This is a genomic window from Uniformispora flossi, from assembly GCF_049534875.1.
GTDB lineage: Bacteria > Actinomycetota > Actinomycetes > Streptomycetales > Streptomycetaceae > Yinghuangia > Yinghuangia aomiensis.
Map to the genome: position 1 here is coordinate 164784 of NZ_JBMULZ010000013.1, position 18734 is coordinate 183517.

The window sequence follows — 18734 nt, forward strand, 5'->3', positions numbered from 1 at the left end:
TTCCGCCCGGCAATGGTCCAGCCCGCGGGCAGTGGGTTGACACCCCACGCAGGCGTCACAAATATAGGGTAGGCAAACCTAACTAAGGCAAGGCTTTCCGAAGTTCTCCCCGCCGCCCGGTGCGGCGGGCCGGGTGCGCCCAGGAGGCGGCACGTTGCGACAGGAAACCTCCGCTCGGGACGGCCAACCGGCCGACCGCCGCCGGGAACTGATGAAGCGTCTGCTCGCCGGGAAGGGTCTCGGCGGAAACGCCGGCGGCGGAATCCCGGCCCGCGATCGGGCCCTCGGCCCGGCCCCGCTGTCGTACGCGCAGCGCAGTCTGTGGCTGCACCACCAAGCACACCCCGGCAGCACGTCGTACAACGGCTGCCTCGTCGTCGACCTGGCCGGCCCGCTGGACGCCGGGGCGCTGCGGACCGCGCTGCACGCGCTCGTCGTGCGGCACGAAGTGCTGCGCACGGTCTACCGGGTGGCGGACGACGGCGAGCCCCGCCAGATCGTCGCGGAGGTCCCCCGGCTCGACGTCCCGCTGCGGGACCTCACCGCGATACCCGCGGACGCGTGGGTGCAGGTGGCCGACGCCGCCGCGGCGGAGCTTGCCTCGCGGCCCTTCGACCTCGCCCACGACCAGCCCGTGCGCTGGGAGTTGCTGCGGTTCGCCGCCGACCGCCACGCGCTGGTCCAGGTCGTGCACCACATCGCGTGGGACGGCGGCACCTGGGGCGTGCTGTCCCGGGATCTCGCCGCGCTCTACCGGGCGACCGCGGAAGGCTCGGTTCTTCCGGCCGCCCCGAAGATCCAGTACGCGGACGTCGCCACCTGGGAGCGGGCCCGCGACAACGCCGCGCCGGAGGCCGGTGCCGACGCGGAGGGCGTCGCCTTCTGGCACGAGCGTCTCGCATCGCTCCCCGAGGCCGCCGAACTGCCCGCGGACGGTCCCCGGCCGCCTGTCGGAGACGAACGCGGCGGCCGCCGGACCCGCCACTTCGCTCCCGAACTCGCGCACTACTTGGCCGCGTTCGCGACGGAGGCGGGCACCACGCCGTTCACCGCGGCCCTCGCCGCGTTCGCCGCCGTGCTGCACCGGCACACCGGCGCCGACGACCTGCCGATCGGCACCCTGACGATGGACCGCAGCCGTGCGGAGGCGGCCCGCCTGATCGGCAACTTCAACAACACCGTCGTGCTGCGCTGCGACACCGCCGAACCGGCGGGCCGGACTCCGACTCTGACGTTCCGTCAGCTCGTTGGCCGGACGGCGGAGACCTGTTCCGGCGCCTTCGCCCACCAGGAGGTGCCCTTCGACCGGGTCCTCGACGCCGTGCGTCCCGCGCGAAGCCCGGGCCGGACGCCACTGTTCGACGTCATGTTCGGGCTCCTCGCCCACGAACTCGCGGCGCCGGAATTCCCCGGCGTGACAGCGGCATGGCGTCACATCCACAACGGGACGACGCAGTTCGACTTGGCGTTGGAATGCTTCCTGCGCCCCGGTTCCCTCGTCGTGGAAGCTACCTACCGGCAGGGCCTGCTCGCTCCCCACAGCGTCGACGTCCTGCTGGCGCACCTCGAAGCACTGCTCGCCTCGGCGCTCGACGCCCCGGACACCCCTCTCGCGCTGCTCGACGCGGTCGCCCCGCCCGCCCAACCCGACCCGGTGCCGGTGCCCGACGGCGGCGTGGCCGCGCTGATCGACCGCCGGATCGCCGCGGCCCCCGAGGCGGTCGCCGTGATCGCAGACCGCGCCCTGACCTACCGCGAACTCGGCGCACGCGCCGACGAGATCCGCGCGCTGCTGCCGCAGGGTGCACTCGGGACGGCGTCCGGCGCCGCGGGCGGGCGCCGCGAACCGGTGATCGCTCTCGCCCTCTCCCGCTCCGCGGATCTCCCCGCGGCGCTGCTCGCCGTGCTCCGCGCCGGTGCCGCCTACCTGCCGCTCGACCTCAATCAGCCGCACGAACGCACCGCGCTCATGCTGGGCGACGCGCGCCCCGACGCGGTGCTGTGCGACGCCGCCACGCCGGCCGACCTGCCGGTGCCGGACGGCATCCCCCGCGTCCGGATAGACGGGCCGTCCGCCGCCGCGGTGTTCGCGGCTCCGGCGTGCCCGGCGCCGCCCGACGCCGCCGCCTACGTGATCTTCACCTCCGGATCCACCGGCCGCCCCAAGGCCGTTGTCGGCACGCAGGCCGCGCTCGCGAACCGGCTGTGGTGGGGGCGCGGTGATGCCCCGCGCGTGCGGGTCGCCAAGAGTGCGCTGGCGTTCATCGACGGCACCACCGAGCTCCTCGGCGGGCTGGTGGCCGGGGACACCGTCGTCGTCGCCGACGACGCGACCGCGGCCGATCCCGCGGCGCTCGCCGCGCTCGTGGACCGGCACCGCGTCCAGGTCGTGACGGTCGTGCCGAGCCTGCTCGCCACGCTCCTGGACACCGCGGCCCCCGGCTCGCTCGCTTCCGTCACCACCTGGATCAGCTCCGGCGAGGCGCTGCCCGCGGCGCTGGCGGACGCGGTGTCCGCCCGATGGCCGGACGCCGGGATCGTCAACCTGTACGGCTGCTCCGAAGCCGCCGGCGACAGCCTCGCGCACGCGCGGACCGCGGCCGGATCCGTCCCGATCGGCCGTCCCATCGCCAACACCCGCGCGTACGTGCTGGACGCGGCGCTCCGCCCGGTCCCGGATGGCGTGCCCGGCGAGCTGTACCTCGCGGGCAGCGGCCTCGCCCGCGGCTACCTCGGCCGCCCGGCCGCGACCGCGGAGCGGTTCCTGCCGGACCCGTTCGCGGGTCCCGGCACCCGCATGTACCGCACCGGCGACCGGGTGCGCCGGGACGCGGACGGCGCGGTGTGGTTCCTCGGCCGCACCGACCAGCAGGTGAAGATCCGCGGCATTCGCGTGGAGCCCGGCGAGGTCGAGGCGCGCCTGCTGGACCTGCCCGGCGTGGCGCGGGCCGCGGTCGCCCCGGTCGCGGGCGGCGACGGCGCGCGGGCGCTGGCCGCGTATCTCGTCCCGGCGGACGGGCACACCCTGGAGATCGGCGACGTGCGCACCGCGCTCGCCGCGCTGGTGCCGTCCGCGATGCTCCCGGCGACGTTCACGGTCCTCACCGAACTCCCCCGCAACGCCAGCGGAAAGGTCGACCGCAGGGCGCTGCCGCGGCCGCGTCCCGGCGACGGCGGGCCGGCCGGGCGGGCTCCGGTGGACGCCCGCGAAGCGTCGGTCTGTGCGCTGTTCGCGGACCTGCTGGGCGTGCCGCAGGTCGGCCCGGACGACGATTTCTTCGCCCTCGGCGGGCATTCGCTGCTGGCCGCGCGGCTGGCCAACCGGGTGCGCGCCGTCCTGGGCGTGGAGGTGTCGCTTGCGGACGTCTTCCGTGCGCCGACCCCGCACGCCCTCGCCGCCGCGGCCGCGCGGGCGGCGCCGGCCCGTCCTCCGGTGCGCGGCACCGAACTGCCCGACCCGGTCCCGGCGTCGTTCGCCCAGGCCGGGCTGTGGCTGGAGGAGCAGCTGCGCGGGCCGTCGGCGGCCTACCACCTGCCGCTGGGGCTCAAGCTGACCGGCACCGTGGACCTCGCCGCGCTCCGCGCCGCTCTGACGGACGTGGTGGGACGGCACGAGGCGCTGCGTACGCTGCTCGTCGCGGACGACGGCGACCTGCCCGTCCAGCGGGTCCTTTCTCCCGCCGAAGCGGCCACCCGGCTGCGCTGTGACGTGGTGGACCTCGCCGGGGAACCGGGGACGCGACTGGCCGCGGAGACCGCTGCCGCAGTGGCCCGGCCGTTCCGGCTCGCCGACGACCTCCCCGTGCGGGCGGCCGTGTTCGCCGCCTCCGACGCGACCCACTTGGTGCTCACGCTGCACCACACGGCCGCCGACCGGTGGTCGTACGGGCCGCTGCTGGCCGACCTCGCCGCCGCGTACACGGCCCGGGCCGCCGGCACCGCACCGTCCGCAGTGGCGGCGCCCGCCCTCGTCACCTACGCCGAGTACACGGCGTGGCAGCGCGCGCTCCTGGGCGCCGACGCCGGGTCGGCGACGGACATCGCGGTGCGCCGGCTCGACTTCTGGTCCAAGGCGCTGGACGGCCTGCCGGACGAGGCGGCGCTGCCCGCCGACCGGCCCCGCCCCGCCGACCCCACACTGCGCGGCGGCGTCGCCGAGGCACTGGTCCCGCCCACGGTGACCGCCGCGCTGCGGTCCTTGGCCCGCGCCCACGGCGTCGGACCGGCCGCGGTCCTGCAGGCGGGTGTCGCCGCATTGCTGCACCGGATGGGCGCCGGGGACGACATCGCCCTCGGCGTGCCGGTCGCGGGGCGCACCGACGAGGACCTGCACGACGTCGTCGGGCTGTTCGTCAACACCGTGGTCGTGCGCGCGGACCTGCGCGGCGACCCGGCGTTCGGCACGCTGCTCGACCGGGTCCGCGACACCTCGCGGGCCGCGTTCGCCCACGCGGACGTGCCCTTCGCCTGGGTCGTCGACCGGCTGGCCCCGCCGCGGGTACTGGGCCGCCATCCGCTGTTCCAGGTGTCGGTGGCGCATCACCGGGCCGACGAAGTCCGGCTTGCGCTGCCGGGGATCGAGGCCGCGGCATATCCGCCGCCGACCGGCGCGGCGATGTTCGACCTCGACCTGCGCTGCGTGGAGACCGACGGCGACGGGATCCGCATCCAGGCGGGCTACGCCGCCGATCGTTTCGACCACGGCACGGTCGCCGACCTCCTCGACCGGCTGGTGCGGCTCCTCGCCGACGCCGCCGCGGCCGCCGGCACACCCGTGTCCGCGCTGGGCATTCTCACCCCGGACGAGCACGCCGCCCTGACGGCAACGCCGACCGCGCATCCCGTCCCGGACCTCCCCGTCGACGAACGCATCGCCGCGCAAGCCCGCGCCACACCCGAGGCCGTCGCCCTGGTCGGGCCGGACGGCACGGAGGTCCGCTACCGCGAACTCCTCGGCAACGCCGACCGCCTGGCCGGTCTGCTGGCCGCCAAAGGCATCGGCGCGGGGGCCGTCGTCGCGGTCGCCGTGCCGCGCTCCACGGCGCTCGTCGCCGCCTTGCTGGGCGTGCTGCGCAGCGGCGCGGCCTATCTGCCGCTCGACCCGGAGCATCCGGATGCGCGGTTGGCGGACATGCTCGCCGACGCGGCGCCCCGGTGCGTTGTCACCACGTCGGGCGACGCCGCCCGGTTCGCCGGATCCGGTGTCCGGGTGATCGCCGTCGACGATCCCGCGGTGGCGGCGTTCCCGGCGGACGCGGCGCCGCCGACGACCGGCGGTTCCCCGGCGACGGCCGGCGATCCGGCGTACGTCCTGTACACCTCCGGCTCGACGGGACGGCCGAAGGGGGTGGTCGTGTCCCACCGTGCCCTCGCGAACCAGCTCGCGTGGGTGCAGCACGCGTTCCCGTTGGCTGTCGGCGACCGGTTCCTGCACAAGGCGCCCGCCGGATTCGACGTGGCGATCTGGGAGACGTTCTGGCCGCTCACGGCCGGGGCGACGGTGGTGGTCGCCGAGCCCGGCGGCCAGCGCGATGCCGCCTACCTCGCCCGGCTCATGGACGAGCAGGGCGTGACCGCGGCGCACTTCGTCCCGCCGATGCTCGACGCGCTGCTTGCCGAGTGGCCGCCCGCCGGCCGGGCGCAGGCGTCCGGTGCCCGGCTGCGGCTGCTGCTGTGCGGCGGCGAAGCGCTGCCGCCGGGGGTCGCCCGGCGGGCCGCGCAGGTGCTCGGCGTCCGGCCGCACAACACGTACGGCCCCACCGAGGCGGCCATCACCGCGACCTCGTGGACCCCGCCCGCCGACGACGGCGCCGAAGACGCGCGGACGGTGCCGATCGGCGCTCCCGTGTGGAACACCGGCGCGCTGGTGCTGGACGGGCGTTTGGCGCCGGTCCCGGCCGGGGTGCCGGGCGAGCTCTACCTGACCGGCGCCCAGTTGGCCGACGGCTATCTGGGGGGTCCGGGGCTGACCGCATCGCGGTTCACCGCGTCGCCGTTCGGTCCTCCCGGGACCCGGATGTACCGCACCGGCGATCTGGTCCGCCGACGCGCCGACGGTGCCTTGGAGTTCCTCGGCCGGACGGACGACCAGGTCAAGATCCGCGGCGTCCGCATCGAGCCCGCCGAGATCGAAGCGTGCCTGACCGCGCGCCCGGACGTCGCCGCCGCCGTGGTCGCCGTCCGCCGGGCCGCGTCCGGCACACCGCGTCTGGTGGCCTATGCGGTCCCCGACCCGGCCGCCGCCGCCCCCGACGCGGAAGCGCTGCGCACACACCTGGTCGACCGGCTGCCCGAACACCTGGTCCCCGCGGTCGTGGTGCTCGTGGCCGCACTCCCGCTCCTGCCGAACGGCAAGACCGACCGGGCCGCGCTGCCCGATTCCGCCGCCGACCTCGCGCCGACCGGCCCGCACACCGCCCCGCGCACACCCGAAGAAGCCGCCCTGGCCGAGGTGTTCGCCGCGGTGCTCGGCCTGCCGCGCGTCGGTGTCGACGACGGGTTCTTCACCCTCGGCGGCGACAGCATCGGCGCCACCCTGCTCGCCTCCCGGGCCCGGACGGCCGGGCTGCCGTTCACGGTCCGCGACGTGTTCCGCCACCCGACCGTGGCCGCGCTCGCGCGGACCGCGGCGGCCAACCGGGCCACCGCGGACGAAGCGTCACCCGAGGCCGCCCACGGCGCCGCCGCGGCCCCCGGCCTCGCCCCGGAGCAGCTCCGCGCACTCGACCGGGCGCTGGGCGGCGCGGGCGTCGCCGACGTGCTGCCGCTGTCGGCGCTGCAAGAGGGCCTGTTGTTCCACTTCCTCATGGACCTGGCCGACGACACCGCCCAGGGGATCTACACCCAGCAGGTCGTCCTCGACCTTGACGGCCCGGTCGACCCGGCGGCGATGGCCGACGCGGTCCGCGCCGTGCTGGAGAAGTATCCGAACCTCCGCGCCGGATTCGTCCCGCTCGACGACACCACCGTGCAGGTGATTCCGCAGCGGTGGGAACTGCCGTTCCGGTACACCGACCTCACCGAGGCACCGTCCGCCGCCGCCGACGCCGACGCCGATCCGCAACCGGACGCGGCCTTCGACGCCTTCGCGGCCGCGGAACGCGACCGCCCGTGGGATCCCGCCCGGCCGCCGCTGATCCGCTTCGGGCTCGCCCGCACCGGCGCCGGCACGCACCGTCTGGTGATGACGTCCCAAGTCCTGCTGATCGACGGCTGGTCCAGCGGAGTGGTGCTCACGTCGCTGCTCGCCGCCTACACCGACGCGCAGCGGGAACTCCGGCGCCCCACCACACCGTTCCGCACCTACCTCGACTGGCTGCGGCAGCGCGACGCCGAGCGGTCCCGCGCCGTGTGGGCCGCGTACCTCGACGGGATCGCCGAGCCGACCCGGCTCGCGCCCGCGGGCCACGACGCGGACGGCGGGGCCGCGGCGTCCGCCGCGTCCGCCGAGGAGTTCGTCCGGACTCTCCCCGCCGACCTGACCGAGCGCCTGGCCGCCCGGGCCCGGGAAGCCGGTGTCACGCTCGGCACGGTCTACGAGTGCGCCTGGGGGCTGCTGCTCGCCCGCCTGACCGGCCGCGACGACTGCGTGTTCGGTGCCCTGGTGTCCGGCCGCCACCCCGACGTGGCCGGCGTGGAGACCACCGTCGGCCTGCTGTTCAACACCGTGCCGGTACGGGTGCGGGTCCGCGCGGGCGAGTCGCCACGGGCACTGTGGCGCCGGGTACACGACGAGAAGTCCGAGCTGTTCGACCACCCCGAACCGGGGCTGGCCGAACTCCAGGCGGCCACCGGCCTGGGAGCGCTGTTCGACACCTTCTTCGTGGTGCAGAACCTGCCGCTCCCGGACACCGCGACCCGGTACGGCCCGGACGGCGCCCTGCGGGTGCGCGGACACGAAGTCCGCGACGCCACGCACTACCCGGTCTCGATGGTGGTGACCCCCGGCGCCGAGACCACCCTGCGCGCGATGTTCCACACCGGGGCCTTCGACCGCGACGAGGTCGAACTGCTGGCGGACCGGTTCGTCCGGGTGCTGGCCGGCTTCGCGGACGTCCCGGACGCCGCGTGCGCCCGGATCGGCCTGCTGTCCCCGGCCGAGCACGACCAGGCGCTGACCACGTGGAACGCCACCGGCCACGACCTGCCGAACGTCACCGTCGCGGAACTCCTCGAGGAGCGCGCCGCCGCCGAACCCGACGCCGTGGCCTTGGTGTTCCGGCCCGGCACCCCGGACGCCGCAACCTGGACCTACCGGGAACTCAACGCCCGGGCCAACCGCATCGCCCGGCTGCTCGCCGCCCACGGCGCGGGACCCGAGCGGGTGGTCGCCCTCGCACTCCCCCGGACACCCGACATGGTCGCGGCCCTGTTCGCCGTCCTCAAGACCGGCGCGGCCTACCTCCCGCTGGAACTCGACCTGCCCGCGCAGCGGCTGGCGCTGCTCCTGGACGACGGCGCACCCGTCTGCGTGCTCACCGCCCGAGGCGTGGCCCAGGACGTCCCCGAACACCCCACCGCCGCACGCGTGCTCATCGACGCGCCCGCGACGGCCGAACACCTGCTCCGCCTGTCGAACGCGGACCCGACCGACGACGAACGCCCGGGCTTCACCCGCGCGGACGCCCACCGGATGGAACACCCGGCCTACCTCATCTATACCTCCGGCACGACCGGTCGGCCGAAGGGTGTCGTCACCCCGTACCGGGGTCTGACGAACATGCAGTACAACCACCGCCGCCACATCTTCGACCCGGTGGTACGCGAAGCAGGACGACGCCTACGCATCGCCCATACCGTGTCGTTCGCCTTCGACATGAGCTGGGAAGAACTCCTCTGGCTCGTCGAAGGCCACGAGGTCCACGTCTGCGACGAGCAACTCCGCCGCGACGCGCACGCCCTCACCAGCTACCTCGACACCCATCACATCGACGTCGTCAACATCACTCCCACGTACGCCCAACACCTGCTGGACGAAGGGCTGTTGGAAGGCGAGCACCGGCCGTGCCTGGTGCTGCTCGGCGGCGAAGCCGTCTCCGACACGGTCTGGTCGGCCCTGCGGGACACGCCCGGCGTCCTCGGCTACAACCTGTACGGGCCGACGGAATACACGATCAACACCCTCGGTGCGGGCACCGACGAATCCACGACACCCGCCCTCGGACGGCCCATCCACAACACCGAGGTCTACGTCCTCGACCACCATCTCCGGCCGGTGCCCCAGGGCACCCCGGGCGAACTGTACGTCGCGGGCGCCGGGCTGGCCCGGGCCTACCACCGCAACCCGGCGCAGACCGCCGCACGGTTCGTCCCCAACCCGTTCGGACCTCCCGGCACCCGCCTCTACCGGACCGGCGACCTCACCCGCCACCGCCCCGACGGCACCCTCGACTACCTCGGCCGCACCGACCACCAGACCAAAATCCGCGGCCACCGCATCGAACCCACCGAAATCGAAACCGTCCTCACCCACCACCCCGGGGTCACGCACAGCGCCGTCGTGCCGTCGCCCGGCCCCGACGGCACGCCGCGGCTGGTTGCGTACGTGGTCGCGGACCCGGAGGCTTCGGCCGGCGCGGACGCCGCCGCCGAGCAACTGGCCGAGTGGCAGCAGATCTACGACGCCGAGTACCGCGAGATCGGCACCGCGCTGTTCCGCGAGGACTTCGCCGGATGGGACAGCAGCTACGACGGCTTGCCGATCCCGGTGGAGCACATGCGCGAATGGCGGGACGCCACCGTCGCCCGCATCGAGGGCCTCGTCCCCGCCGACGCGGCGCGGCCGCGGCGCATCCTGGAGATCGGCGTCGGTACCGGGCTGCTGCTCGGCCGTCTCGCGCCGGATTGCGCGGCGTACTGGGCCACCGATTTCGCCGCACCGGTGATCGCCAAGCTGCGCCGCGACCTCGCCCGCGACCCGGAGCTGGCCGCCAAGGTCGAGCTGCGGGCCCAGCCCGCGCACGACCTGTCGGGGCTGCCCCGCGGGTTCTTCGACACGGTCGTCGTCAACTCGGTCGCGCAGTACTTCCCGGACGCCGGCTACCTCACCGACGTCGTCCGGCAAGCGCTCGACCTCGTGGTCCCCGGCGGCGCGGTCTTCCTCGGCGACCTGCGCGACCTGCGGCTCGCGCGGAGCTTCCACACCGCGATCCAGCTCGCCCGCACGGACACCGACAACACCGGCGACACCGGCGACACCGGCGACACCGGCGACGCAAACGTCCGGGCGGCGATCGAACGGTCGCTGGTCTGGGAGAAGGAGCTTCTGGTCGACCCCGGCTACTTCACCGCACTTCCGCGTCATGTTCCGGGCCTGGCCGGCGTCGATGTGCGGATCAAGCGCGGCCGCCACCACAACGAACTGTCCCGCTACCGGTACGACGCGGTGCTCTACCGCGAGGCCGATCCGCGCGCGGACGACGCCGACACGCTGCCGGCGCCCGTCCCGGCCGGCGGAGCGGTGGAGGTCTCCTGGGCGGACACCGGCATCGCGGCCGTGGCCGCGCTCCTCGACGACGGCCCCGCCGACACCGTGCGGGTCACCGGCATCCCCAACGCCCGGCTGGCCGGCGAGGCCGCCGCCGCGCGGGTGCTGGCCGACGGCGGCACCGTCGCCGAGGCACGCGCCGCCCGCGACGCGGCCCACCCGGACGCCGTCGAACCGGACGCGCTGCACGAACTGGGCGCCCGGCACGGCCGCCCTGTCTCGGTGACCTGGTCGGCGCGGCCGGACGGCACCTGCGACGCCGTGTTCGCACCGCGCGACGCCGCCGCGCCGCTGTTCGGCGCGTACGCACCCGGCACGCCGAAGCCGTCGCTGTCGGCGTACACGAACAACCCGGCGGCGACCCGCGAGGCGGGCACGCTGGTGCCGCGGCTGCGCGAATACCTGCGGGAACGGCTGCCCGACTACATGGTACCGAGCGCCTTCGTGGTGCTGGACCGGCTGCCGCTGACCGTCAACGGAAAGCTCGACGTGCGCGCCCTGCCCGCGCCGGACGCCGCGGCGCGGCCGGTCGGCCGGGCCCCGGAGACGGCCGAGGAGAAGGCCGTCTGCGCACTGTTCGGCGAGGTGCTCGGCGTGGCCGACGTCGGCGCGGACGACGACTTTTTCGACCTGGGCGGGCACTCGCTCCTCGCCGCCCGGCTGGCCGCGAAGGCCCGCTCCGTGCTGGGCGTCGACCTGGCCATCCGGGACGTCTTCGGGGCGCCGACGCCGGCCGCGCTCGCCGCCCGCATGGGCCCGCTCGCGGACGGCGACCGGGCCGATGCCCGGCCTGTGCTCGCGGCGCGTCCGCGCCCGGACGCCGTGCCGCTGTCGTATGCGCAGCGGCGTCTGTGGCTGCTCGGGCAGTTCGCCGACGCGGGGACGGCCTACCACGAACCGGTCGCTGCGTGGCTGCACGGCCCGCTCGACCGGGACGCGCTGCAAACGGCTGTCCGCGACGTGGCGGCGCGGCACGAGGCGCTGCGCACCATCTGCGTCGAGGCCGCGGAGGAGGCGCCCGACGCCGCTGTCGGCCACGACCCCGGCGACCATCTGACGCAGCGGCTCGTGCCCATAGACCACCCGGCCTTCGAGGCCGAGTTCGTGGAGGTGGCCGCGGGCTCGCGGGCCGAGGCGGAGACCCGGGTGACCGCGCTGATCGGCGAGGCCGTGCGGCGTCCGTTCGACCTGGCCGCCGATCCGCCGCTACGGGTGTCGGTGTTCACGGTCGCCCCGGACGAGCACGTACTGCTGTCGGTGTTCCACCACATCGCCGTCGACGAGTGGTCGATCCGGCCGTACGCCCACGACCTCGCGGCCGCGTACGGGGCCCGCCGGGCCGGTCGCGCGCCGGAGTGGGCCGCGCTGCCCGTGCAGTACGCGGACTTCACGCTGTGGCAGCGGGACCTGCTCGGCGACCCGGCCGACCCGGCAAGCCGCCACTCCCGACAACTCGCCTACTGGAAAGACGAGTTGTCCGGCATTCCGCAGGAGATCGCGCTGCCGTCCGACCGACCGCGCCCGACGCGGGCGACCTACCGCGGCGGCACGGTCGAGACCCTCCTGGACGTCGCCGTCGCCGACCGGCTGCGCGGCATCGCCCGCTCGGCCGGGGCGAGTTCGTTCATGGTGATGCAGAGCGCCGTGGCGCTGCTGCTGCATCGGATGGGGGCGGGCGACGACATTCCCCTCGGCAGTCCGGTCGCGGGCCGCGACGAGGAGGAACTCGCGGGACTGATCGGGTTCTTCGTCAACACGGTGGTGGCGCGCGCGGACGTCTCCGGCAATCCGACATTCCGCGAGCTGCTGGCCCGGCTACGGGACACCGACCTGCGTGCGTTCGCCCACCAGGACCTGCCGTTCGAGCGGCTGGTCGAGGCGCTCAACCCGGTGCGCTCGCAGGGCCGCAATCCGCTGTTCCAGGTGATGGTCGGCTACCAGAACCAGGCCGTCGGCACCGTCGACTTCCCCGGTCTGCGGGTGGAAGGCGCGCGGTTCACGCCGCCGACCGCCAAGTTCGACCTGGACTTCGTGTTCCGCGAAACCAGCGAGACCGACGCACCGGTCGGCCCCCTGGAGATCGCGATCGAGTACGCGTCCGACCTGTTCGACCACGCCACCGCCGAACGGCTGCTGTCCCGGCTGGTGCGTGTGCTGGAACGGGTCGCCGCCGCTCCGGACGAGCGGATCGGCTCGTACGACCTGCTGACGGCCGAGGAGCACCGGCAGGTGGTGGCCGAATGGAATGCCACCGCGCACGACCTGCCGAACGTCACGGTCGCGGAGCTTCTGGAGGAGCGTGCTGCCGCCGAACCGGACGCCGTGGCGTTGGTGTTCCGGCCGGGCACTCCGGACGCCGTCGTGTGGACCTATCGGGACCTGAACGCTCGGGCCAACCGCATTGCGCGGCTGCTGCGTGCGGAGGGGGCCCGCCCGGAGCGCGTCGTCGCCCTCGGGCTGCCGCGCACGCCCGACATGGTCGCGGCCCTGTTCGCCGTCCTCAAAACCGGCGCGGCGTACCTCCCGCTGGAACTCGACCTGCCCGCACACCGCCTGGCGCTGCTGATCGAGGACACGTCGCCAGTGTGCGTCCTCGGCACCCGATCGGCCGCCGACCGGCTGCCCGACGAGGCGGCGGCGCTGTTCCTGGACGATCCCCACACGGCGGCGCGCCTGGCCGCGCTGTCGGACGCGGATCCGACCGACGACGAACGCCCGGGCTTCACCCGGGCGGACGCCCATCGGATGGAGCACCCGGCGTACATCATCTACACGTCGGGGACAACGGGCCGGCCGAAGGGTGTGGTCACCCCGTACCGGGGTCTGACGAATATGCAGTACAACCACCGGCGCCACATCTTCGACCCGGTGGTGCGGGAGGCCGGGCGTCGCCTGCGCATCGCCCATACCGTGTCCTTCGCTTTCGACATGAGCTGGGAAGAACTCCTCTGGCTCGTCGAAGGCCACGAAGTCCACATCTGCGACGAACAACTTCGCCGCGACGCCCACGCCCTTACCGCCTACCTCGACACGCACCACATCGACGTCGTCAACATCACGCCGACCTATGCGGCGCAGCTCGTCGAACTGGGGCTGCTCGACGCGGGGCACCGGCCGTGCCTGGTGCTGCTCGGCGGCGAAGCGGTCGGCGGGGACGTGTGGTCCGCGCTGCGGGAGACCCCGGGAGTGCTCGGCTACAACCTGTACGGCCCGACCGAGTACACGATCAACACGCTCGGCGCGGGCACCGACGAATCCACGACACCCGCCCTCGGACGCCCCATCCACAACACCGAGGTCTACGTCCTGGACGAGCACCTGCGCCCGGTGCCGCCGGGCGTGCCCGGCGAGTTGTACGTGTCCGGCGCCGGCCTCGCCCGCGCCTACCACCGCGCCCCCGCCCAGACCGCCGCGCGGTTCGTGCCGAATCCCTTCGGTGCGCCGGGCACGCGGCTGTACCGGACCGGCGACCTCACCCGCCACCGCCCCGACGGCACCCTCGACTACCTCGGCCGCACCGACCACCAGACCAAAATCCGCGGCCACCGCATCGAACCCACCGAGATCGAAACCGTCCTCACCCACCACCCCGACGTGGCGCAGGCCGCGGTGGTGCCGACGGCGGACCGGCTGCGGCTGGTCGCCTACGTGGTGGGGGCCGTGGAACCGGCCGCGCTGCGCGCGTGGTCGGCCGAGCGGCTGCCCGACTACATGGTGCCGAGCGCCGTCGTGCCGATGGACGCGCTGCCGCTGACCGTCAACGGCAAGCTCGACCGCGACGCGCTGCCCGAACCCGACCTCGCCGACGCCGTCTCCGCCCGCGGACCGCGCGACGAGGACGAGGCCGAGCTGTGCCGGATCTTCGCCGCGGTGCTCGGCCTGCCGCGGGTGGGCGTGGACGACGACTTCTTCGCACTGGGCGGGCATTCGCTGCTGGCGGTGCGCCTGGTGTCGCTGATCCGCGGCGCGGGCCTGTCCGGCGACCCGGCCGCGGTGACCGTGGCGACGGTGCTGACCGCGACGACGCCGGCCGCGCTCGCCGCCCGGTTGCGGGACGGCCGTCCCCGCGCCGACGCGGCACTCGCGCCGCTGCTGGCGCTGCGTCCGGACGGCGCGCTGCCGCCGCTGTTCTGCGTGCACCCCGGGTTCGGACTGGCCTGGCCGTACGCGGCGCTGCTGCCCTACATGGAGCCGGAACGGCCTGTCTATGGCCTCCAGTCGCCGGTGGTCGCGGGCGCCGAACCCGCCGCCGGATTCGCGGCGCTGGCCGCGGACTACCTGGCGCGGATCCGGCGCGTGCAGCCCCGGGGGCCGTACCACCTGCTGGGCTGGTCGTTCGGCGGGGAGATGGCGTTCACGCTGGCCGCGTTCCTCCGGGAGGCCGGCGAGGACGTCCGGTTCCTGGCGGTCCTCGACGCGCAGCCGCCCACGCCGCTGCCGTCCGGCGAAGGCCGTTCCGGCGCCGACGGGTTCGGCACGGATGCCGCCCTCGACCACCTGGCCCGCGCGGTGCCGGGCGGGGACGTCGACGTGCCGGCCGGGATCGGAGACGACGTCGTCGCGCGCCTGATCGCGGCCCGCAGGCTGCACGAGTTCCTGGCCCCCGAAGCGCCGCTGCCGGCATTCGACGGCGACGTGCTGTGCGTCGTCGCCGAGGGCAACGCCCGGCGCACCGGCGCGGCCGCTTGGCGGGACCGGGTGACCGGCACCGTCAGCTCTCACGAAGTCCCCTATCACCACGACGACTTGTTGTCCCGCGACGCAGTCGGCCGGATCGGCCCGCTGCTGCGCGACGCCTTGGCGCACCGCGACACGCCGTGACGCCGTCGGCGGTGCGGCGGCCCCCACCGGGCCCACCGCCGTACCGCCGCCTTCTTGCTGCACTGCACTCCACCTCAGAGAGGCGATCTCACGTCATGCACAGAACCGGTATCCCTCGCGGCCTGCGCCGCCTGGCCGCGGCCGGAATCGCCGCGACTCTCGCCTTGGGCCTCGCCGCGTGCGGCGACGACAAGGACGACAAGGGCGGCAAGGCCTCCGGGGGCTCCCCGGCCGCGAGTGCGCCCGCAGCCTCGGCACCGGACGCCGCCGCGTACCCGGTGACGATCACCCACAAGCTCGGCACGACCACGATCAAATCGGCGCCCAAGCGGATCGTGGCCCTCGGCGAGGGCGACCAGGACGCCGCGCTGGCGCTGGCCGCGCAGCTGACCGGCATGGTGGAGACGACGCCGCCGGACGGCATAGCCCCGTGGGCGGCGGCCAAGCTCGACGGGTCGAAGCCCGAGCTGATCGTGATGGGCGACAACGGCGCGCCGATCGAGAAGGTCCTGGCGCTCAAGCCGGACTTGATCCTGGCCAACACCGATTACTGGGTCGAGCAGGAGTACGAGAAGCTCTCGAAGATCGCGCCGACCACCGCGTTCGAGACCGGCCCGTCCCAGGACACCTGGCAGCAGGTGACGCGCCAGGTCGGCAAGGCGCTCGGCAAGGCGGCGGAAGCCGACAAGCTGGTCGTCGGCCTGGAGGGCAAGATCGCCGCGGTGGGCACGACCTACCCGGAGATCAAGGGCAAGTCGTTCGCCCTGACGAACGCCCAGAACGCGGGCACGATCGCGGTGCTCAAGGACAAGGCGGACACGTCGGTCAAGCTGCTCGGCGGCTTCGGCATGACCTTCCCGGACACCGTCGCGAACCTGCCGGGCGCCGGGTTCGCGGCGGAACTGAGCATGGAACGGCTGGACGTGCTCGAGGTCGACGTGCTGCTGAGCAACTACAACGCCGATGCGTCGCTGCAGAAGGCGATCGAGGCCAATCCGCAGTTCGCCGGGCTGAAGGTGGTCACGCGCGGTTCGTACATCCCGCTGGACTCCAACGACTTCTGGGCGCTGCGTGCACCGACCCCGTTGGCCGTGGAGTACGTGATCGACAAGGTCATGCCGCGGATCTCGCAGGCCGCCAAGGCGCCGCGCGGCTGATCCGCGGCCGGCGCAACGGCCGAGGGGCGGCTCCCGGATCGGGAGCCGCCCCTCTTCGTGTTCCTGTTCCGCCCCGGCGATGCGGAGCAGGCGGACGGTCAGCCGACGGCGACCGTGGTGCCGGGGATCTGGTCGGGGACCCCGGGCACGGGTTCGGCGGCGTCGCCGCCCAGCGCCACGATGCGGTTCGCCGCGTCGACGTGCACGACCCGCGGGGTGTGCGCGGCGAGTTCGGCGTCGTCCACCAGGGCGAACGACATGATGATGAGCAGGTCGCCGTGGTGCACCAGCCGGGCGGCGGCGCCGTTCGCGCCGATGACCCCGGACCCGCGCGGGCCGGGGATGGCGTACGTGGTGAGGCGGGCCCCGTTGTCGATGTCGACGACCTGCACGACCTCGTTGGCGACGATGCCGGCGGCGTCGAGGAGGTCCTCGTCGACCGTCAGCGACCCGACGTAGTGCAGGTCGGACTGGGTGACGCGGGCCCGGTGGATCTTGCCGGAGAGCAGGTTGCGCAGCACGGTCGTTCCTCAGTCCTGGGTGGGGTCGGGGTTCGCGGGTCCGGGGCCGGACGCGGCGGCGGTGGCCGCGACGAGGCTGCGCGGCCGCAGGTCGGTCCAGTGCGTGTCGATGTACTCCAGGCACGCGGCGCGGGTGCCGGGGCCGTGCACGGTCCGCCAGCCGGCCGGGACGTCGAGGAACGTCGGCCACAAGGCGTGCTGGCCCTCGTCGTTGACCACGGCGACGAATTCGCCGTCCTCGTCGTCAAACGGGTTGGTGGCGGTCATCGGGGTCCTGCCTTTCGGTACGGGAGACGGGTTCGGGTACGGCGCCGGACACGGGTTCGGGTATGTCCGCGGGTTCCGGCGCGCCGTGCTTGCCGGGTTCGGTTTCGCGAGCGTGTCCGTGGTCCGGTTCGGCTTCGTGTTCGGACCGCAGGGTCGCGTTCCGCAGCTCGGGCGACCCCGCGGTCACCACGCCGACCACCGCCGCGCAGGCGGCGCCGCCGGCGACCAGGACGGTGCCGGGGGCGACGAGCCGGGTGCCGAGGCCGGCCAGCGCGTTGCCCGCCGACGGGGCGGCGGTCGCCTGGGCGAGCCACAGGCTGCCCACCCGGCCCTGCAGGTGGTCGGGGGTGTAGGTCTGGATGAGGGCACGGCGGAGGATCTCCGAGATGGTGTCCGCATAGCCCGCGACGGCGAGCAGGGGCAGCGCGAGCCACAGGACGCCGCTCGCGCCGAACGCGGCCACCGCGAGGCCCCATCCGGCCGCGGCGGCGGCCAGGGCCGTGCCGGGCCGGAGGACGCGTCCCGTCCAGCCGCTGGTGGCGGCGCCGAGGAAGGCGCCGACGGACGGGGCGCTGTAGAGCAGGCCGACGGTCATCGGCCCTCCGTCGAAGACGCGTTCGCCGATCTGCGGGAACAGCGCGTACGGCATGGCGAGGAGGACCGCGAACAGGTCGACCAGCATCAGGGCCCGGATGACGGGCTGTCCGCGCAGGTGCCGCAGCCCGTCGGCGATGTCGCGGAGCGGGTGCCCGGCCGCTTCCTCGGCCTTGCCGGCGTCCGCCCTGCCGGCTTCCGCGGTGCCCGGCACCGCAGTGCCGACCGGGATGCCCGCCGGAGTGCCCTCCGGGGTTCCCGCGGACTCCTCGACCCGCCGTTCCGGGCGCAGTTCCGGCAGCCGCCACAGCAGGACGGCGCCGACCGCGAAGCCCCCGGCGTCCAGGAGGTAGCACGTCGCGACGCCGGGTCCGGCCGCCACGATGCCTGCCACGGTGGGCCCGACCATGGCGCCGAACTGCGTGGTGAGGGTCAGCAGGGCGCCGGCCGCGGCGAGGTGCTTGCGGCCGACCAGGGCGGGCGTGACCGCCATGAGCGCGGGGGCGCCGAGCCCGTTCACCAGTCCGGCGGCGACCGCGAGCAGGTAGATCACCCACAGCTGCGGCCGGTCCATGAGCGCGTTCCCGGCCAGGGCCAGGACCACCACCGCGGCCCCGGCCCGGGTGGAGAGGATGACGGCGCGGCGGTCGGCGCGGTCGGCGACGACGCCGCCGGTCAGCAGGCCTATGCACAGGCTCACCGCGATGACCACGTTGACCATGCCGACATGCAGGGACGATCCGCCGATGTCGTACACCTGGAGGCTGGCCGCCACCGAGGTGAGCGCGGTGCCGAGCATCGACAGCGCGGAGGCGGCGAACAGCAGGCGGAATTCCCGGCTTTCCCGCAGCGGCGCGACGTCCGCGGCGATTTCCCCCACGCGCACGG

The 18734-nt window shown here is 74.5% G+C and carries 5 protein-coding genes; 2 read left to right on the top strand and 3 right to left on the bottom strand.

The features are described from left to right. The first annotated feature begins 154 nt into the window (after window positions 1-154). Together ACPA54_RS26210 and ACPA54_RS26215 are read left to right on the top strand one after the other, a co-directional pair. Window positions 155-15307, top strand: coding sequence for an amino acid adenylation domain-containing protein (locus tag ACPA54_RS26210; protein ID WP_423533734.1), 15153 nt, complete (start codon window positions 155-157; stop codon window positions 15305-15307). A 95-nt stretch (window positions 15308-15402) separates the two neighbouring features. Continuing rightward, complete coding sequence (locus ACPA54_RS26215; RefSeq protein ID WP_423533736.1) at window positions 15403-16464, top strand: ABC transporter substrate-binding protein; 1062 nt, start codon at window positions 15403-15405, stop codon at window positions 16462-16464. A 98-nt stretch (window positions 16465-16562) separates the two neighbouring features. Here the strand turns inward: ACPA54_RS26215 and panD are convergent, their stop codons facing one another. Genes panD through ACPA54_RS26230 form a run of 3 tightly spaced genes read right to left on the bottom strand, consistent with a single transcriptional unit; the run spans window position 16563 to window position 18732 of the window. Further along, window positions 16563-16985 (bottom strand): aspartate 1-decarboxylase, encoded by a 423-nt coding sequence (gene panD, locus ACPA54_RS26220; protein WP_345675537.1) that lies wholly within the window; start codon window positions 16983-16985, stop codon window positions 16563-16565. Window positions 16986-16994: 9 nt separating this feature from the next. Next, window positions 16995-17252, bottom strand: a complete 258-nt coding sequence (locus ACPA54_RS26225) for an MbtH family protein (RefSeq protein WP_423533738.1) — start codon at window positions 17250-17252, stop codon at window positions 16995-16997. Next, complete coding sequence (locus ACPA54_RS26230; protein WP_423533740.1) at window positions 17230-18732, bottom strand: MFS transporter; 1503 nt, start codon at window positions 18730-18732, stop codon at window positions 17230-17232. The genes ACPA54_RS26225 and ACPA54_RS26230 overlap by 23 nt, the downstream gene beginning before the upstream one ends. Between the last annotated feature and the right edge of the window lie 2 nt (window positions 18733-18734).